Raw genomic sequence first — 18,471 nt, 5'->3', positions numbered from 1 at the left:
TCCCGGCGCGGCCAATGCCCATGCCGCCCACAATCTCAACCGTTCGTTCCAAGATAAGCAGGAGCCACCCATGCTTGCCGCTTCAGACTTCGCTACCTTAGACGAACCCTTGAGCGCCGAGCTCGCCGCGTCGGGGACATGCGCGTTCGAACCTGTGGTGCATCCCAAGGACGACTATGCAGCGCTGCTCGCTTTTCACGGTATCGAGCCGGATCGTCTGGTGCTGATCGATCCGCATTCGGATACCCATGCCTCCGATAACGGCCAGTTGCTAGCCGACATTAGCGACACCCTCGCCGCCGATGGCTGGCAAATTGGAATAATCGGGGACCCTGCCGAATCCGAACGCACGGGCGCTGTGTTAGGCGCGATGCAGTCCGGCGCGCTCTATCTCTCCGGCGCGACGACACGCGATACCCAGGCTGCGTTGATTGGAAATGCGCGTCTGGTCTTGAGCGAACGCGCGCAAGGTTCTGCGGTGGCTCAACTTGCGCATGAACGTGGTACTCCGTTAATCAGCCTCGATAGCGGCCGTTTTGGCGAGACCGCCGACGCCATCGTGGGCGCGGCGCTCGCCGAACTTCATACGCAATGCACAGCGCATCCCGGGCTGCCTTTCACGCTCCATACGCCTATGCTGAAGAATGCAGCATGAACTTCCGCGAGACTTGATCACCGAGTTGACCACCGAGGCGAGCCATGAATACAGCAATGAGCGTTGAAACAGTGAAATACGAAAGCTACCGCATGCAGACCAATCCGATTCCCGATCCCCTCGCTGACCCGAACCGCGACCCCGAGGCCGATCCGTTGTCGCCGCCGTCGCCGGGGCATCGGCCGGAGGAACCGCAGCAGCCCGATGCCCCTCCGGACGGCCATCCCATCTGAGCGTTACACCTTGCTCACCGCGCGCGTGGATTCAGCGACCGCGACTGCTGAGCCCGACGCAACCGGTTCGGCGGCAGGCTCAGCGGCGGGATCGATAAACACCTTCGCGCCGCGCTGATAGTTGAATATGAACAGCACGACCGACGCGGTCGAGGCCAGCGCCACGCAAAACACAAATACCGCGCGATACCCCCACGTCGCGGCAACGAACCCGGACGCCACGCCCGCCATCACCGAGCCGGTGCGCATGGTGTTGAAGAACAGCGTGGTCGCGCGGGCCAGCGCGCCAGGCATCAACTCCTGGAAATACGACATGCCGAGGCACGACGTCACGGCGACAACCACCGCGTTCAGGATTTGCAGCGGCACGAGCACCCAAAGATTGGGCGCAAGCGCGATTCCGGCGAAATAAACGATATGCGACAGCGACGCAAACGCGATCATGTTCGCCTTGTTGATCCGGCGTGACGCGCCGCCGAGCATCAGCATCATCGGGATTTCCGCGAATGCGCCGAGTCCGACCATTTGCGCCACGTGCGCCGTCGTGCCATGCAACTGGTCGACGATCAGCACCGGCAGCATGATGGTCGCGATTGCCGAACCCATTCCAATCAGCGTGAAACTCACGAGCGCGGCGTACACGTGCGCGTTCTTCCCTTGCTGGGGAATTTCGCTGCTGGTTTTGTCCCCCGCTTCGAGCGCGTCATACACCTTCGGCTCGCGCATGAACAATACGATCACGCCAGCCACGGCAAACGCGCCCGCCGCCGATAAAAACAATCCGTTGAAGCCCGACACGCCCAGCACGATTGCGCCGGCCGCCGGCCCGAACACCCATGCGCACGAAAGCGTGGTGCGCAATGTCGCCATCGGCAATTCGGTGTTGCTGATGCCTTCGGCGTGCATCCGCGCCTTGCTGAATGTGAAAAGCTGCGGAAACACCGCCGCGCCAATGCTCAGGAACACGCAGCCGAAGATAGTCAGCAAGATGTAATTGCGCGTGACGCAGAGCAACGCATAGCCCAATGCAGAGCCGGCTATTGAGAGCAGCACGATGCGTTTTTTATCGCTGCGCCGATCGGCCACGCGTCCGAGATAAGCGCTTACGACCACGCTGCTGACCGCCGTCAGGGTCATGAAGATGCCCAGGCGCAGCGGCGTCATGTGCGCTTCGGTTGCACCGAACAACGATGTGTAAGGCACGGCGAACGACGACGCAATGCCCGATAGAAACATCGCGAGTGAAATGCCGGGATAACCGGGGAGACGAATCAGCGCGAGAAAAGTCTTGAAGACGGCGTTCATTGAAATTCACATTGGCAGCCAGGACCCTCTTTTTTGGCCGCGTTGCGCGAGCGCGAAAAAGAGACGTCAGCGCGCACTTAAACACGGGCGAAGGTTTTTTTCAATGAGTCTGATGGAATGTTCACAACAAACAGCAACGGGTTAAAGCGTTTATGTCGCCTAGCTAAACGTTGGTTCGATGAACTCGCGTGGTTCAAAGCACGCCGTGATCCGGTCGAGTCTGCCGAATCGGGTCGCCCTGCAAAATCGTCCAATACTTTTGCGAGGCGCTTCCCTAGCATGTTCTCCACCATGTCCTTCAGGAGAAACGCATTGTCAGTGCAAAACGGATCAATTGGCGCGAGCGCTGCGCAAACGCCGGCTGAGCCGGAGCGTTGTGTGATTGTCGTGGACGAAGCGCTGGCGCCCGGTAAAGCGTCGAACGCCGCCGCGGTCGTGGCGTTCACGCTGGGGCAGCGTCATAGCCATCTCGTAGGAGAGCCGCTTCGTGAACTCGATGGAACCGCGCATCCGGGCCTTATTCCCATCGGCATTCCAGTGCTAAAAGCCACAGCCGCACAGTTGAGCGCGCTTCGCCTGAAATCGCTGCCGCATTGCGATGTCGTGGACTTTCCGGTGCAGGGCCAGACCACGACCGACTATGCCGCGCTTCTGAGCGTGGTTAGTTCACTGCCGGGCGAGTCGCTGCACTATCTCGCGGTCGGTCTGGTCGGGCCCAGGAAGAAAGTCGGCAAGCTCGTCGGCGGACTTGCGCTCTTCGCCTGAGCGCGAGCAGCGTGAAAGCGCAAGGAATATCATGGCGTTTTCCAGCCGCTTTCAAGAACCGCATTTTTCATGAACGCAACCGCCCCGGGCAATTCGATCAAGCTCTGGCATGCGCCCGACGTGATGGACGCCGTCATGCTCAAGGGCCGCTTCGTTGGTCACCGCTATCCGCCCCATTCGCACGACACCCATTGTCTCGCCGTGATCACGGGCGGCGTGCTTGCGGTCGAAGTCCGGCAACAGCGACGCTTGTGCCGCCGCGGCGATGTGATTGTCATCGACGCGGATCTCGTGCATGCCGGTCTCGCCGCGGGCGATGGTCAATGGAAGATGCGCGTGGCGCATGTGCAGCCTGCGGCGCTCGGGGCGTATTGCGAGCAGCTCGGCATTGCGCGGCGCGAGCGCTTCGACATGCCGAGCCCGTTTATCGCCGATACGGAATTGTCGCGGCATCTTTACGGCGTGAACTGGTGTTCCGAGGCAGACCACGACGCGTTCAAGCGCAGCGAAGTACTGGCAAGCGCCGTCACCAGCTTGTATGCGCGTCACGCGGGCCGGCCCGGCGTTCTGCCTGCCGTGCGCAGCGAACCCGCGCTCGTCAAGGCTGTAAAGGATCGCCTGCGGGATAACCTCGACGTGGACACGCACGCGCGGCTGACTTTATCGACGCTGGCTCGCGAATTCGATGTGACGCCGTTTGTACTATTACGCGCCTTCGTGCGCGAGGCCGGACTGAGTCCGCACGCGTTTCAGCAACAGGAACGCGTACGCCGCGCAATGCCGCTGCTGCGCAACGGCCGCCCGATTGCCGAGGTCGGCGCACGGTTCGGCTTCGCGGATCAGTCGCACTTCACGCGCGTATTCAAGCAGCAGACCGGCGTCACGCCGAAGGTCTATCAAGCCGCATTCGCATGACGCTGCCGCATTGAAAAAACCCCGGCAACACGCCAACACTCGCTTCGAGTGAAAGAGCGTCACACTACGTTCTTCTCCACGATCGGCCGGTTCTCGATCACACGTGACCAGCCCAGTGAAGACAAGTCCAACGTTTTATACCCGCCGTCCAGAATCAGTTCACTGACACCGCGCCCGGTCGCCGGCCCTTGCTGCAATCCGTGACCGCTGAAACCATTGGCAAATACGCAATTATCGATTTGCGGGTGGTAGCCAATGATCGCGTTCTGATCGAGCACGTTGTACTCGTAATAGCCTGACCAGCAATTTTCAACGCGCAGCGCTTCGAACCCGGGCACGCGGTTCGCAAGCACAGGCCAGATGACATCGTCGAAAATGGCGTGATCGACCTGTTCCAGCGGCAGATCGTCCGGATCGTTATTCGGGTCCGGCGACGTGCCGCAAATATAGGTCTTCCCCTCCGGGCGAAAATAAACGCCCGTGGGATCGACAAGCAGCGGGCAAGCGTTGAGCACGGCTGGCGACGACACATTGAAGATGCTCCGCCGACGCGCACGCACAGGCATGTCGATACCCATCATTACTGCGATATTGCGTGCCCACGGACCTGCGGCGTTGACGACGGTATCGCAATCGAAGCGCTCGCCGGCACGCGTCGTCACGCTCGTGAGACGGTTGCCGGCCAGTTCCATACCCATGACTTCGGCAGGAACGTAACGCGCTCCGAGCGCTTGCGCTTTCTTCTTTAGCGCCTGCACAAGACCGTATCCGTCGAACCATCCTTCGCCCGAATTCCCATACGCGCCCGCCGCGAGATCGTCCGTATTCAGCCATGGAAACCTGGCGCTCAAGGCTGTCTTGTCAAGCAACGAAATGTCGGCGCCCAGACGCGTTTGCATTGCATGGTCCTCGCGCAATACGGATTCGCCGGGAGGCGTTGCAAGAAACAGGTAGCCGCCTTCGTGCAGATCGATGCATGGCTTTTCGCCGTTGACTTCAAGCAAGTCGCCGATACCACGCAGGAACTCGATACCGTACAAGGACATCTGCACGGACAATGGCGTAGAAAATTGCTGGCGAATCGATGCCGCCGAGAGCGCCGAGGAAGATCGGGCGTAAGTCGTGTCGCGTTCAATGACCGTGACGCCCACGGTCGGGTCCGAAGCGCGCAGGAAATAAGCCACTGAACTGCCGATCACTCCGCCACCGACGATAACGACTTTTGAACTCACGAACGGCTCCAGAGGGCATGACCGAATCAAGTCCGGAAACGATACTACGGTGTTTTTTTGTTAGCAAACTTGCAGAGGACACAACGGCGCGAGCCGTGCTTTCTTTATTCTTCGCGCCGTAAATTAACTGCAATTAACCCGATGGTATTATCGGAAACAACCGCGCACTTCCTCTTATCTTCTCTTAGCCGATGGATACGAATCTTTTGAGCCCAGCCGGGCAATCGTCAACAGACCCCGGCCGCCGGTCGATGCCTTCGAGAAACAGCACGTGCCCGCATGACGTCGCAAGCAAACCGGCCGGCGGCTAAGCCTGCGCCCGTTTCCCCAACCTGACGCAACAACCACGAATTCCCATCAAGCTTATGTTGCGTCTGCGAGATATTCAGCGCGAATCGAGAAAGGTAGCAGGACGCCATTCCAAAGCGGCGTCCGGATTGCTCGACTTCGTCGCGCGCAATCGTCCTGTCTGGATGGTGTCGTTTGCGATGAACCAGGCGGATCTGTCGGAAGGGCTGCGCGCCGCGTTCGCATCCACCGTCATGCTTCTATTGGGCAATCTCCTGCATATGCCGGAGTTCTCATGGGCGGCCATCGGCGCATTCTGGACGTGTCTCGCGGATGCGGCGGGATCCAACCGGATGCGCTTTGCGTCCATGAGCGGGTTCGTGCTGTTATCGACAATATGCGGAGGACTGACCGCCTACGCGTCGGGTTCGACTATCGTTGCCGCGGCCGCCGCTGTTTTTGTATTTTCAGGCTTGGGCGCGCTCGCGCGGATCTGGGGTTCGGCGTCGGCGCAAGTCGGGATTCTTGCAGCAACGGCGTGCGTGGTGATGGTGGACCGCCCCATTCACGGTCCCTCTGGAAGCCTGCGGTTCCTCGCTTTGTATATGGTCGGATGCCTGTTTGCGACCGTGCTCAGCTTTACAGTCTGGCGCATCCATCCGTTCGGAACGAGCCGCACCGCCATGCGTTCGACCTATGCGCGGCTGGCCGAGATGGCAAGCGACGCCGCCCGCCTGATCAAAACCGAGCGCACCGGATTCCAGGAATGGGCATCGCACGCGTCGCGGTATCGAGGGCAGGCGCGCACCGCCATAGAGACAACCCGGAAAGCGCTTGCGCGGGTTCCTCCATCGAAGGCAGACAGGCGTGACACCTACAGCAACCTGCTCCTCGCGCTCGCCGACAGCGAACAGATCTTCGCATACCTCATTGCCGTCACCGATGCCTGCGAGCGCGGTCATCATCGGCTGCCGAATGCGAAACGCGCCGCGCGCGCGCTGGAAGCTTTCGCCGAAGTGCTGTCGCGTCTTTCCCGCGCAATCGCCCACAAACCCTGGGAGCCAAACCGCCGCCAGCGCGACCGGCTCAACTCGCTTGCGCGGCAACTGGAAACCGCGCTGGGCGAGAAAATCGCACTTCGATTCGACGTCGACTTCAGCGAACTCGAACCCGCGCCAATCGCGCAGGTGTCCTGGTGGAACACAGCGGCATTGAACCTGAAGCGCGGCCTTGAAACCTTGAAGGCGAATGCGTCGAGCGGATCTATCGGCGCGCGGCACGCGGCGCGTGTTGCGACGGCCGCGACCATTGTGTTCATGACGGTGCGCCTGCTCCACCTTCCGTTCGGATACTGGGCGACCATGGCGACGCTGCTGACCTTGCAGCCGTCCATTGCAACGAGCTGGCCGCGCAGCATGGAGCGCGCGGCGGGCAGCATATTGGGCGGACTGCTCGCGGCCGCGATTGGTCTCGCGGTCCATTCGCCCGTGGCGATCTCGCTGGTCGTGTTCCCGTTGGTGTGCGCGACCATGGCGCTCAGACCCGTAAGCTATAGTCTCTTCGTGCTTTTCGTTACGCCCGCATTCGTATTGGTCGCGGACTTCGCGGCGCCCGGCGGCGCTGAACTTGGCTTCGCGATCACGCGGCTCGCGAACAACATTCTTGGGTGTGTGGTGGCCTTGCTTGCGACCTTCCTGCTCTGGCCAAGCCGGGAACCGGCTCGCTTCAACCAGCACCTGAGCGAAGCGATCGCGGCGAATTTCGACTATCTCGCGGAGTCGCTCGGAAAGTCGAAAAGCAATGAACTCGAACTCGAGCGGCTCAGGCGCGCCGCCGGCCTCGCAAGCAACAATGCGGAAGAAGTGCTCGCACGTCTGCGGCTGGAGAAACTCGATACATCCAGCGGAGACCGCACCGGGTCGACCGCGCTTGCGCTGCTGCGCCGGGTGGCGGGAACAGCGACTCGCGCACGTTCGTTCGGCGCGGGCTTGACCGCAAATGCGCCGCTCGCGGAATGGATCAGGAAGGCAGCCGGGAGTATGGAGGCCGAATTGTCCGGTGATCCACAGCCTCATCCGGACGCGGCCTTTTCGAAAGACGGCCTGTCGTTGCTCGAAGCCGATGCGGTCAATCAGGTCATGTTGCTGCGGCGCCTGCTCAGCGAAGCCGGCCGGGCGTGAAAGAGCGAATGGAGCGGCGCGGTGCCGTTCTATCAGCCACTTCCTTATAGACGATGCCCCCTAAATGAGGGATTGCCTCGCGGAAATCGTCGGCTTATGTTTAGGTCATGCGCCTTTCTCGCCGCGCATCCGGACGCGCAAACCGCCCGGGGCAAAATTTGGTGCGGTGTTCCCGCATCGCTTTGCCGCCGCATGGTTGTCACCGTGCGGATAATTCAACGCCTTCAATAAAAGCACGGACTGTCGCGCGGAATGCGCACGATGCTCGGGATTCGTTTGCTCCGAAGAATCGCGGCATCCAGCGGTTGCCGCATATTGCGGGCACCGGCCATCGAGCATTGCCGATCGGGGCCAACGGCTTCGAGTACGTCACGGACGTCATGAAACACGTTGCAAGGGAGCGCATGATGCTAAGCAAACCGGTCCGCGCAAGCAGGCAAATCGACAGCATGTCGATGTCAGCGGAATTTAATCGCGATACTGGGCGCCTGCGTATCCTCGATGGCGGCACGGTGATAGCAGAATGGTTCCCGCCTCATTCATGGTTCGCGATCGCTTCCGTTGCCGGATACAGCACGTGGGGAACACGCCCTAACGAGAAAGACCTTGCCATGGTGATCGAGGCTTTCCTGTTGCAGCGAGGCGGCGCGCGCGCGCTCGTGTTCCGGTGAGCGCCCGTTCGTGGATCAATAACATGGCCAAGGTCATCGCGTGCCGGGCATTGTCCCTGTCCTGTTGGGCGGCCTGAGGTTGGAACTTTCCGTGGTCCTCGTGCCATTGCTTCTCATGCTGCTGATGACGCCGTCCGTCCCTTTGCTGAGACCCGTGCTGGTTTGCGAGCGGCTGCCCGTGACGCTCGGGTTCGGCATCGTTGAACTGGGAGCAGCGGGATTGGGCATGAGCGCCGGACTCGCGCCGTCGGCCAGATTGCCGCTCGCCTGCGCATGAACACCTGCTGACATGCCTGCAATCAGCATCGATACAAAAATCTTCGCCGCGACTTTCATCATTTACTCCACTAATGCCCTGCAATGAATGGCCATCCACTCATTTCCTATGAGCCGTGGAGAATGACTATGTTCCCGACTAATTGCGTCCGGACGGTTCGCGAACCCGATCCCGCGCGTTTTCCCTCGGATTCGTCAATGGCCGTTCCGCTGTAATATCGAACGAGCGTTGGGCGCCGAAGGTCGTACACCGGGAGCGCCTGCGTTTTTCCGAACGCGACTAAACCGCGACTAAACCTATTGGAGACGCACATGGCAAAGCCCGAGTACAGCGACCCGTTCAGTCAGTTTGCCGCGATGTTCCAGCAATACAAACTCCCCGGATTCGATGTCCAGGCAATTCTCGATGCCCGTCGCAAGGACGTCGAGGCGCTTGCGGCCGCAAACCGGGTTGCATTCGGTGGCATGGAAGCGCTTCGGGACAAGCAGCTTGAAATCCTGCGCCGCGCACTGGGCGATTTCCAGACCATCGCGCAGCAGTTCGCCGCGTCGCCCGGCAAGGCCACGGCTAACCCGACAGAGGTCGTGCAGAAGGCGCTGCATCAGGCGCTGGCCGACATGCAGGACATTGCGCAGAAAACGCAGCAGGCGCAAACCGAGGCTTACGCGATCGTGACGAAGCGGATTGAAGAAGCGGCCAAGGAACTGAAGTCGTCGATGGAGCAGCAGCAAAAGTAAGCAGGCCTTTGGCGCGATCTTTCGGGGCCGCCATGAAAAACGCCTCCCGGATTTTCATCACGAGAGGCGTTTTTTATTCAGCAGACTTCAATTACAGTGCGGCGTCCTTCAGCTTCTTCAGCGGGCGCACCTTCAGGCGCACCGACGCCGGCTTGGCAGCAAACCACTTGTCTTCACCCGTGAACGGGTCCTTGCCAAAGCGCTTCTTCTTCGCCGGCACGTCTTGTGCAACGACCTTCAACAGGCCCGGCAACGTGAATTCCTTAGCACCTTTCTTGTGAATCGATGCCAGCAGCGTTTCTTCAAGTGCTGCCATCAATGCCTTCGCTGCCTTCGGCTCGACGCCCGAACGTTCTGCCAGATGAACGGTCAGCGATGCCTTGGTGAACGAGTCCTTGATGGGTTTCAGCGGAGCGGCCACAACGGCTTTTTTCGCTGCGGGCGCCGCTGCCTTCTTCGCTACCGGCGCAGCTTTCTTGCTGGCTGCCGTTACTTTCTTGGTAGCCGGAGCTGCTGCTTTCTTCGCAGCCGGAGCTGCGGTCTTCTTTGTGGTTGTTGCCATGAGTTCCTCGCTTGTAGTCAAAAGTTGCCCAAGACCTTTGCCTTTGCGCCGTCACCGACTAACGCAAAGGTACAAATCCTCAGGTTGGGCGCCAGCGTAACAACACCGCCTTCAAGACGCAACATCCCGGACCATAAATTAAAGGGTTTTTTGCATGAAAGTCACGAAACCGGGCACCTGTACCTCACTTCGTGGACGCAGATCCAGCAAAACCCTATCGAAAAGCATAGGTGACGTCCTTCAACCAGTATTCAAGTTGTGAGCAAACGCGACCGCATTCGATCGCCAACCTTGCGGGTCCCACCGTAATGAATGGTTACGACCGTCTCGCTGAACGCGATCAGCACTTTTGCAATTGAAGCGCGCGTGGCATAGTGCGGCCACGTTCACTACAGGAGGTCCCAATGCCTACGATCGACCAGCTTCGCGTGAAAATAACGAAGCTACAGACTCAGGCTGACGCGTTGATTGCAAAAAAGATGCAGGCGGCAGTCGATCAGATTCGAAAGATCATGCTGGAACACGGCCTGACCACCGACGATATCGAACAGAAAGCAAAGGCAAGACGCGAAGCGAAAACGGCTCATGGCAGCGTTGCCAAAGCACCCTTGAAAACAAGGCGGAAAGCCGCAGGCAGTCTGCCGGGCAAGAGTGCGCCGAAGTATCTTCATCCGAAGACGGGTGCAACCTGGACCGGTCATGGCCGTGCGCCGGCATGGATCGCCCAGGTCAAGGACCGTTCGAAGTTCCTGATTTCAAACGCAGCCAGTGCGGCCGACGGCACCGATGCCACCGCTAAGCAAGTCCGCGCGCCGCGCAAGAACGCACAAGCGAAGCCCTCGGCAACGGGCAGCGCCGTAGCGAAGAAAGCGGTTGCAAAGAAAGGCGTGGCGAAGACAGTCAAAGCATCGAGCAAGAGCGCACCGGCGAAAAAAGCCGCGCGCAACCGCTCTGTCAAAACCCCGCGCGCAAGCCAGAAAGCAATCTAGGTAACGCCGGAAACGGTAATCGATGGGGCCGCGTGTCACGTGCCGCCATCGGTTTTTCCATCAGCGATGTGCAATTCCGGTTATTGGCCTTGTATCGTCTAATGCCTGAGGCCGCGCGAACGCGACATTGAATTGCATCCGCCGGAACGTGACGCGTTGTTTCAGGCACGGCGCTTTCAAACCCAAAACGAATTCGCAACGGAGCTTGGCATGGAAGCCGACGCAAAGGCATCCGGACACACCGCGCCGAACCTAAGACGCTCGGACGCAGCCGATAAAACCGCGTGGAAGACACTCGTCGCATCGGCGACCGGCTACGCCATGGATGGGTTCGACCTGCTCATTCTCGGCTTCATGCTGCCTGCCATCGCGCTTGAATTGCATCTCGGCGCGCAGCAATCCGGGGCGCTGGTTACGTGGACGCTGATCGGCGCCGTTGCGGGCGGCATTGTGTTCGGCTCGTTGAGCGACCGGTTTGGCCGCGTCCGCGTGCTGACGTGGACCATCATGCTGTTCGCGGTGTTCACGGGCCTATGCGCGTTCGCACGGAGCTTCTGGGATCTGCTCGCGTATCGGACCATCGCGGGTATCGGGCTTGGCGGCGAATTTGGTATCGGGATGGCATTGGCGGCGGAAGCGTGGCCGGCGAAGTATCGCGCGCGGGCGTCGTCGTATGTTGCGTTGGGCTGGCAGGCAGGCGTACTCGCGGCGTCCTTGCTGACGCCGCTGCTATTGCCGCACATTGGCTGGCGCGGCATGTTTTTACTCGGCTTGGCGCCGGCGATCATTGCCTGGATGGTTCGGCGCTCGCTGCACGAACCGGAAGTCTTTGTTCGAAGCGCGATGAAGCTCGAACCCAAGCCGAACGCTTTCAAACTGCTCGTCGCGAATGCCGCCACGACCCGCGCGAGTATCGGCATTGTGATCCTGTGTTCCGTCCAGAACTTCGGCTATTACGGCATCATGATCTGGCTGCCGACTTACCTCGGAAAGACGCTCGGCTTCGGTCTGACCAAGTCGGCGCTCTGGACCTCGGTCACCATTGTCGGGATGATGATCGGCGTCTGTCTCTTCGGTCAACTCGCTGACCGCATGGGCCGCAAGCCTGCGTTCCTGTTCTTCCAGGCAGGTTCCGTCGTGATGGTGATCTTCTACTCCACGCTGTCGACATCCGGCACCATGCTCTGGGCCGGCGCGGTAATGGGCCTCTTCATCAACGGGATGATCGGCGGCTATGGTGCGCTTATCTCCGAAGCGTATCCCACTGCGGCTCGCGCGACGGCGCAAAACGTGTTGTTCAATATTGGACGGGCCGTCGGCGGATTCGGACCGGTTATCGTGGGCGGACTGGCTGCGTCGTATTCGTTGCACGTCGCGATTGCATCGCTCGCGGGCATTTATGTTCTCGACATGCTGGCGACGCTTTTTCTCATTCCCGAACTGAAGGGCGTGGATCTGAATTAATTCCGCCCCATTCATTTCGATACTCAATCGAACGCATAAGCGACGCCCGCGCCATAAGTGATCTGATTGCGGTTACCGCGCTGCGTCACAATAGGACTGTCCGCTGCCGAACCCGATATTCGCTGGTAATAGATCATCGCGCCGCCGAACCAGTGTTTATTGAACTGATAGATCGCGGCGAGCCATCCTGTCATCTGTTCGAGTCCGCCCGAAGGACTGAACGCGGGCAGTCCACTGCGCGCGGAGTCCTCCTGCGTGACCCCGAAGTAGACCTGGTTGAACCCCTGGCTGACCCAGCTCGCGCCCACTCCGGCGCCCGCGAAAACCCGCCGGTACACCGGCATCCAGAAGCTGCCATTCAGCGACACGCGCGCGCCTGTATAAACCACACCCGCGTTGGTCACAACCGTCACCGACCCGCGCAGCCGATACGGCACGGTCCCCACATGCTCATACTCATAGCCGACAAACCCGCCGCCTTCCACTGTGGTGTGGACCTCGTGAATCTGCGAGACGACCGGGTCATCGACATGACTGCGTCCCAGCCGCAGCGAAACCGCAGGACCGTATTGCAACCCTGTAACCCCGCCAAGATCGAACTGTGCGTACGGTCCATACAATTCGAACAGGCGTCCGCCATCGGTCACGTATCGCACGCCCGGCACAGCGCCGACAAAGCGATCCTTGCCGCCCGCGAAATCGGTCGTGGAGCCAAGGCCGCCGCCCACCATGCTCGGCAGCATGCCTGGAAGATCCACGGCCGCGGCCCGGCTTGCCTGAGCCGAGATCAGGCAGCAGATCATGAGGAGGAACCGCGGGTCGTCGAGCTTCGAGTAAGCTTTCCGCTTATGCATTTGCGAACCGTTAAATGAGGATCAAGGGCGCAGAGACCCGGCATTTTTCTTGGAAGGATTTTCGGAAAATGCACCCGCGCCGTATTCGTTTCGCAGCCGGAAACTCAAGCACAAGTCGATGTGCAGCCCAGCGCTCATTCAGCGCTCCGTCAGCACTAACCCCGCCCGATGCGGCGAACCCGGACGACCGATATCAGAAACCCGGGGCGAACGCAATCAGCGCAGGGCGCGCCATTGCAATGCGCGAGGTGCGTCAGCAAAGCAGAGATATGACGCTGCGGTCGAAGGACCGCAGCAAATTGGAAGGGACAAGAAAGCCGCTGGCCGGAAGGTTCCGGCCATGTCGAAAATACCAAGGCAAATGAACCGATTCACGCTCGATGCAAAAAAGCGCCTTTGATTCTCGTCCAGAAGCCGGCAAATCGATGTGCTGAAGGAGCGAACTGAGACGATGCGGTATCGGGATAAGAAAGCCGTTCCTGACGATCCCGCACTTGCGAGACAAGCAAGCCGATGTACATGGCGATTCTCCCAGCGTAGTAGTTTTCAGCACACGGCAAGCAGACTGCCGCCATGTGATCCGCACATCACGCGCGGCATCACATTGCCGCGCGCTTACCTAAGCCTGTTCAACTCAGCATCCCGAACTACTATTGCCATGAAAATGAACTTACCTGTAGGCGATCAGCCCCCGGGTACCTCGAGCGTGTTCCATCAGACGCGGGTGGAAACACGCACCAGCAGCCATCGTCATGACGAAAGAAAAGCAGCGCGCGCGGCCCGCGCGGCAAAGCCGTTTCGACACATACATACCGTCGCCGGCCTACGCGCGTACGGCTGAATTCAGTAACACGAACAGGAGTCGACAAACCCGGCGCAAGCCATTTTTCGACCTGGGTCCGCAGCGAGTGCTCATGCGTGGATTTCATATGCCGCTCCCACAAATGATTCTTGGCTCACCTTCACCAGCCGTATTTATGACGCCTGGTGTCTTGCGGCTGACATCCTCAGGCGTGCTTTGCATCATCGTGCTACTGGCCGCCGCCGCTCTCAGTGCGCTACACCGCGCGAGATTCCTTAAATCCGCGAGTTGAACAACGAGTTGCTTTGCCGTTCTACGTTTCACAGGACCTCCCGCGACGCACCAAAAACTTGAGAAAGCACTTTAACTCTATGCTTCGATTGCTTGTCATGGTGCGGTCTTAGGCAAAATCGCAACAGTTTTTTACGATGATCCTCCGGAAGCGCCGCATAGACACCTACGGTGAACGCTACCTTTGCTGGTTTATCGGCCAGGCGGGCGGGAGACTTGAGGAGAGAAATCGCGACCTACGCCCGCCGGGTTGAAGGGAGTTTGCAACCAATCGACAATAGCTCGACCTGCCCGGCGCCAGGTTGAGGCGCGCAGGAAATCCACCCTGTCGAACCCGGAGTCCCTCATGAGACCACGCGTCGAAGCTTTTCACGATCCCGCGACTTCAACCATGACCTATGTGGTGTACGAAGCTCCGGGTTCGCCGTGCGCGATCATCGACGCGGTGCTCGACTACGAACCGGCTTCCGGACGGATATCCCACGGCTCGGCCGATCGCGTGATCCGCTTCGTGACCGCGCAAAACCTGCAAGCGCAATGGTTGCTGGAGACACACGCGCACGCCGACCACATTTCGGCGGCCGCATACATCAGGAAGCAGCTAGGCGGCGCTATTGCCATCGGCGAGCATATTCGTTCTGTACAACGCGCGTTCGAGCGCATCTTCAATCTGGATGCACACGCGTCCTCAGGCGCCGCGCCTTTCGATCACCTTTTCGCCGATGACGACACGTTCCAGGTCGGAACGCTGACGGGTAAGGTCATGCACGTTCCCGGCCACACGCCGGCAGATGTGGCTTATTTGTTCGACGGCATGGCATTCATGGGCGATACGCTTTTCATGCCGGACGTGGGCACCGCGCGGTGCGACTTCCCCGGCGGCAATGCGCACACGCTTTACGAATCGACTCGACGCTTGCTGAGCCTGCCACCGCAGACCCGTCTTTTTGCATGCCATGACTACCCCCCTGAGGGCCGCGGCACGCGCTGGGAGACCACGGTCGCCGAGCAGCGCGCGGACAACATTCATGTGCGCGATGGCATTACCGCCGGCGAATTCGTCGCCATGCGCACGGCACGCGACGCCACGCTGGCGCAACCGGCATTGATCATCCCGTCCATACAACTCAATATTCGCGCTGGCGAATTCCCGCCCGCCGAAACCAACGGGACACGCTATCTGAAGCTTCCAATCAACGTGTTCTGATGCGGGTCTGACGCGTGTGAGAAAGGATTTGAATTCAGTTTATTCAATTCCGTAGTTATCCGAAATATGTCCTGGGTAATTCAAGGAGACGGTTTTTTACCAAACTGGGAGACGGGCCCTTTATCCTCGGCGATCCTCAAGTGAAGCTTCACCAAACTCATTTATTCACCTCGCTTCAGATCGGGACGCCAGTATGAGAAAAAAACTTGCAGCAATCCTTCCTATCGTCGCGACTGCGTCCATTGCACACGCACAAAGCTCGGTGACCCTGTACGGAATCGTGGAGGACGGGGTCGATATCGTCAGCAACGTTCGGGGCAACCGCCTGTTTCAACTCGCTTCCGGCGTGACGGCCGGCAGCCGTTGGGGCGTACGCGGCGCTGAAGACCTCGGCGGCGGCCTGTCGGCGATCTTCCGCCTGGAAAGCGGCTTTAACATCAACTCTGGCCGGCTCGGCAGCGGACTTGCGTTTTCGCGCAATACATACGCGGGTATCGAAAGCGCGCAAGCCGGTACGGTGACCCTTGGCCGCCAGTGGGATTCGATCGTGGATTTCGTCGAGCCTTATAGCCTCAACGGTAATGTCGGCGGCTATTACTTCGCGCACCCGAACGATATGGACAACACGGACAACGGCTTTCCTATTTCGAATGCCGTGAAATACCGCAGCCCAACCATCGGGGGTTTCACCTTCGGCGGACTCTATTCGCTGGGCGGCATCGCGGGACGGTTCTCCGACAACGCCACGTTCAGCGCGGGCGCAACCTACGCCGCCGGTCCGATCAGCGCAGGCGTCGCCTATTTGCGCATCAATGATCCGGGGGTATCGACGCAGGGTTACCAGAACTATCCCGGCTTCACCAATGCGGTGTATGGCGATTATCTTGCGGCTGCGCGAGCACAACGCGTGTTTGGCGTGGGCGCTTCATATCAGGTGCTCGAATCGTTGCGACTGCTCGCCGATTTCACGAATACCCTCTTCCAGCAAGGCAGCGCAGGCCACGATGCAACCTTCCAGAACTACGAAGTATCGGGCATCTACATGCCAACGCCGGCAGTCACCATCGGCGCAGGTTACACGTATACGACCGGCCGCGATCACGCAAACGGCGCCCAGCCGAAATACAACCAGTTCAACCTGACCGCTGAATATGCGTTGTCGAAGCGGACATCGGTCTACGCGCTGGGCGTTTACCAAAAAGCAGCCGGCGACGCGAACGCCGCGCAGATTGCAGGCTTCAATCCTTCTAGCAACCAGAAGCAGGCGGTGGGCCGCGTGGGAATTCGCAGCACGTTCTGATCAATGCAAGCGGGCGCTTAAAAGTACCCGCGCTCGTCTAATTGTCCGATACGGGTTATCCCACCCCTACATTCCGTCTCCGCCATGCCGTAAATGAGTCAGGCATAGCGCTCGGCAGCGCCCAACGCCGCACATTCAACGCGGTTCAACATAGGCGACGGCGGTAGACATGAAAAAGATGAATTTGAATCAGAAGCTCGGATCAATGATCGCCGTACTCTGGCTGGGACTTGTCGCGATCGGGTTTATCGGGGCATGGCAAAGCCGTTCCTCAACCATCGAGGATCGACGCGATCAACTGAAAGCGCTGGTTGCCCAAGGCGCCACCATGACCGCGCATTTCCAGAGTCTCGCCGCAAACAAGACCATGTCCGAAGACGACGCGAAAAGGCGTGCGCTCGAGGTCCTCGCGTCCATGCGATACGGCACTGATGGCTATATATCCGTCAACGACTCGCGCCCGGTCATGATCATGCATCCGATCAAACCGGCGTTGAACGGCCAGAATCTCGCCGGTTTCGCCGATCCGGCGGGCAACAAGCTCTTCGTCAACATCGTCAACGCCGGTAACTCGACGCCCGAAGGCGGCTTCATCAATTATTTGTGGTCGAAGCCTGGCAGCGACAAACCCGTGCCGAAAATGAGCTTCGCCACACACTTCGTGCCGTGGGACTGGTACATCGTGACCGGCATGTACACCGACGATATCCAGAGTGCGTTCTACGCAAGCGCGTTGCGCTGGTTTGCAATTACCACGGTGCTCGGCGTGCTGGCGTCGCTTGCCATGCTGCTGGTGCTGCGCAGTATCAAGCGCGAACTCGGCGGGGACCCGTCAATTGCTGTCGGCGCGGCGCAACGCATTGCGCGCGGCGACCTGACCACGCACGTGCCGCTCGCCGCAGGCGACGCCCATAGCTTGATGTACGCGCTGAGCGAAATGCAAAGCGGCCTGGTCGAGACCGTCTCGCGGGTGCGCGCCGGGACCGAGAACATCAATGTGGGCGCATCGGAAATCGCCGCCGGCAATACGGATCTGTCGCAGCGCACGGAACAGCAGGCCGCCGCGCTCGTGCAAACGGCGTCGAGCATGGACGAGATGACCGCGAACGTGAAGCAGAACGCCGACAGCGCCACGCAAGCGGCCAAGCTCGCGGGCGAAGCCGCCGATGTCGCCCAGCGCGGCAGCGGCGTGGTGGAAGAAGTGATCCACACCATGACGCGCATTACCGAGAGTTCAAAGCAGATCGGCGACATCATCGGCGTGATCGATGGCATTGCTTTCCAGACCAACATCCTTGCGCTGAACGCGGCCGTCGAAGCGGCCCGGGCAGGCGAACAAGGGCGCGGCTTTGCCGTCGTGGCGGCTGAAGTGCGCAGCCTCGCGCAACGTTCGGCGACGGCTGCGAAGGAGATCAAGGCGCTGATTGGCACGTCGACCGATACGGTGAAAGAAGGTGCGTCGCTGGTCTCGAACGCGGGCGCAACGATGAGCGAGATCGTCAGTTCCGTGCGTCGCGTGAATGAGATCCTCGATGAAATCAGCCACGCGTCGAACGAGCAAAGCGCGGGGATCGAGCAGGTGAACCGAGCGGTTGGCGAGATGGATCAGGTCACCCAGCAGAACGCGGCGCTGGTTGAAGAGGCGGCGGCGGCAGCACATTCGCTGAAGGATCAGGTCGATGTCCTGCGCGAAGCAATCGGAAGTTTTTCGTTGCCGGCTTGAGCGTGGGGTGCACATGGCAGG

Annotated in this window: 18 protein-coding genes; 12 read left to right on the top strand and 6 right to left on the bottom strand. The window is 59.9% G+C overall.

Translation table 11 applies throughout. The features are described 5' to 3' along the window. Nucleotides 1–70 precede the first annotated feature (70 nt). Both ACRWA7_RS14520 and ACRWA7_RS14515 read left to right on the top strand, forming a co-directional pair. Nucleotides 71–655 (top strand): glycosyltransferase family 9 protein, encoded by a 585-nt coding sequence (locus tag ACRWA7_RS14520; RefSeq protein WP_438391588.1) that lies wholly within the window; start codon nucleotides 71–73, stop codon nucleotides 653–655. A 44-nt stretch (nucleotides 656–699) separates the two neighbouring features. Then, a complete protein-coding gene (locus ACRWA7_RS14515; protein ID WP_157766598.1) occupies nucleotides 700–888 on the top strand; it encodes a hypothetical protein in 189 nt (62 codons plus the stop codon). Between the two features lie 3 nt (nucleotides 889–891). On the opposite strand, the gene ACRWA7_RS14510 is transcribed toward ACRWA7_RS14515, so the two are convergent. Continuing rightward, a complete protein-coding gene (locus ACRWA7_RS14510; RefSeq protein WP_438391587.1) occupies nucleotides 892–2,193 on the bottom strand; it encodes a sugar efflux transporter in 1,302 nt (433 codons plus the stop codon). A gap of 318 nt (nucleotides 2,194–2,511) precedes the next feature. On the opposite strand from ACRWA7_RS14510, the gene ACRWA7_RS14505 reads away from it, so the two are divergent. Further along, nucleotides 2,512–2,958, top strand: coding sequence for a DUF2000 domain-containing protein (locus ACRWA7_RS14505; RefSeq protein WP_438392803.1), 447 nt, complete (start codon nucleotides 2,512–2,514; stop codon nucleotides 2,956–2,958). A 69-nt stretch (nucleotides 2,959–3,027) separates the two neighbouring features. Next, nucleotides 3,028–3,873, top strand: coding sequence for an AraC family transcriptional regulator (locus ACRWA7_RS14500; RefSeq protein ID WP_438391586.1), 846 nt, complete (start codon nucleotides 3,028–3,030; stop codon nucleotides 3,871–3,873). Between the two features lie 59 nt (nucleotides 3,874–3,932). Here ACRWA7_RS14500 and ACRWA7_RS14495 read toward each other — a convergent pair whose 3' ends face one another. Next, nucleotides 3,933–5,105: an NAD(P)/FAD-dependent oxidoreductase gene (locus ACRWA7_RS14495; RefSeq protein WP_438391585.1), complete on the bottom strand. Its 1,173-nt coding sequence runs from the start codon at nucleotides 5,103–5,105 to the stop codon at nucleotides 3,933–3,935. A gap of 365 nt (nucleotides 5,106–5,470) precedes the next feature. Here ACRWA7_RS14495 and ACRWA7_RS14490 point away from each other — a divergent pair, with 365 nt between their 5' ends. Continuing rightward, on the top strand, nucleotides 5,471–7,573 hold the full coding sequence (locus tag ACRWA7_RS14490) for an FUSC family protein (protein WP_438391584.1): 2,103 nt from the start codon (nucleotides 5,471–5,473) through the stop codon (nucleotides 7,571–7,573). Between the two features lie 449 nt (nucleotides 7,574–8,022). Continuing rightward, nucleotides 8,023–8,244 (top strand): hypothetical protein, encoded by a 222-nt coding sequence (locus tag ACRWA7_RS14485; RefSeq protein ID WP_438391583.1) that lies wholly within the window; start codon nucleotides 8,023–8,025, stop codon nucleotides 8,242–8,244. A 33-nt stretch (nucleotides 8,245–8,277) separates the two neighbouring features. Here the strand turns inward: ACRWA7_RS14485 and ACRWA7_RS14480 are convergent, their stop codons facing one another. Beyond that, the gene (locus ACRWA7_RS14480; protein ID WP_438391582.1) at nucleotides 8,278–8,583 is read right to left on the bottom strand and encodes a hypothetical protein; all 306 of its coding nucleotides are present in this window, start codon (nucleotides 8,581–8,583) and stop codon (nucleotides 8,278–8,280) included. Between the two features lie 249 nt (nucleotides 8,584–8,832). On the opposite strand from ACRWA7_RS14480, the gene ACRWA7_RS14475 reads away from it, so the two are divergent. Then, complete coding sequence (locus tag ACRWA7_RS14475) at nucleotides 8,833–9,258, top strand: phasin family protein (RefSeq protein ID WP_438391581.1); 426 nt, start codon at nucleotides 8,833–8,835, stop codon at nucleotides 9,256–9,258. A 91-nt stretch (nucleotides 9,259–9,349) separates the two neighbouring features. Here ACRWA7_RS14475 and ACRWA7_RS14470 read toward each other — a convergent pair whose 3' ends face one another. Further along, nucleotides 9,350–9,820, bottom strand: coding sequence for an HU family DNA-binding protein (locus tag ACRWA7_RS14470; protein WP_060818133.1), 471 nt, complete (start codon nucleotides 9,818–9,820; stop codon nucleotides 9,350–9,352). Between the two features lie 404 nt (nucleotides 9,821–10,224). Between ACRWA7_RS14470 and ACRWA7_RS14465 the strand changes: the two genes are divergently transcribed. Both ACRWA7_RS14465 and ACRWA7_RS14460 read left to right on the top strand, forming a co-directional pair. Next, on the top strand, nucleotides 10,225–10,809 hold the full coding sequence (locus tag ACRWA7_RS14465; protein WP_438391580.1) for an H-NS histone family protein: 585 nt from the start codon (nucleotides 10,225–10,227) through the stop codon (nucleotides 10,807–10,809). A gap of 210 nt (nucleotides 10,810–11,019) precedes the next feature. Continuing rightward, nucleotides 11,020–12,273, top strand: a complete 1,254-nt coding sequence (locus tag ACRWA7_RS14460; RefSeq protein ID WP_438391578.1) for an MFS transporter — start codon at nucleotides 11,020–11,022, stop codon at nucleotides 12,271–12,273. 23 nt (nucleotides 12,274–12,296) lie between these two features. Here the strand turns inward: ACRWA7_RS14460 and ACRWA7_RS14455 are convergent, their stop codons facing one another. Continuing rightward, nucleotides 12,297–13,127 (bottom strand): MipA/OmpV family protein, encoded by an 831-nt coding sequence (locus tag ACRWA7_RS14455; RefSeq protein WP_438391577.1) that lies wholly within the window; start codon nucleotides 13,125–13,127, stop codon nucleotides 12,297–12,299. A gap of 650 nt (nucleotides 13,128–13,777) precedes the next feature. Then, nucleotides 13,778–14,056, bottom strand: a complete 279-nt coding sequence (locus ACRWA7_RS14450) for a hypothetical protein (RefSeq protein WP_438391576.1) — start codon at nucleotides 14,054–14,056, stop codon at nucleotides 13,778–13,780. A gap of 510 nt (nucleotides 14,057–14,566) precedes the next feature. Between ACRWA7_RS14450 and ACRWA7_RS14445 the strand changes: the two genes are divergently transcribed. The 3 genes from ACRWA7_RS14445 (at nucleotide 14,567) to ACRWA7_RS14435 (ending at nucleotide 18,450) form a co-directional block, all read left to right on the top strand. Next, entirely contained in the window at nucleotides 14,567–15,427 is an 861-nt protein-coding gene (locus tag ACRWA7_RS14445; protein ID WP_438391575.1) for an MBL fold metallo-hydrolase, read from the top strand. A gap of 193 nt (nucleotides 15,428–15,620) precedes the next feature. Then, nucleotides 15,621–16,727, top strand: a complete 1,107-nt coding sequence (locus tag ACRWA7_RS14440; RefSeq protein ID WP_438391574.1) for a porin — start codon at nucleotides 15,621–15,623, stop codon at nucleotides 16,725–16,727. A 178-nt stretch (nucleotides 16,728–16,905) separates the two neighbouring features. Next, nucleotides 16,906–18,450 (top strand): methyl-accepting chemotaxis protein, encoded by a 1,545-nt coding sequence (locus ACRWA7_RS14435; RefSeq protein WP_438392801.1) that lies wholly within the window; start codon nucleotides 16,906–16,908, stop codon nucleotides 18,448–18,450. Nucleotides 18,451–18,471 lie beyond the last annotated feature (21 nt).

This window comes from Caballeronia sp. DA-9 (assembly GCF_051615025.1).
Classification (GTDB): Bacteria; Pseudomonadota; Gammaproteobacteria; order Burkholderiales; family Burkholderiaceae; genus Caballeronia; species Caballeronia sordidicola.
This window is presented reverse-complemented; position numbering and strand designations above follow the sequence as displayed.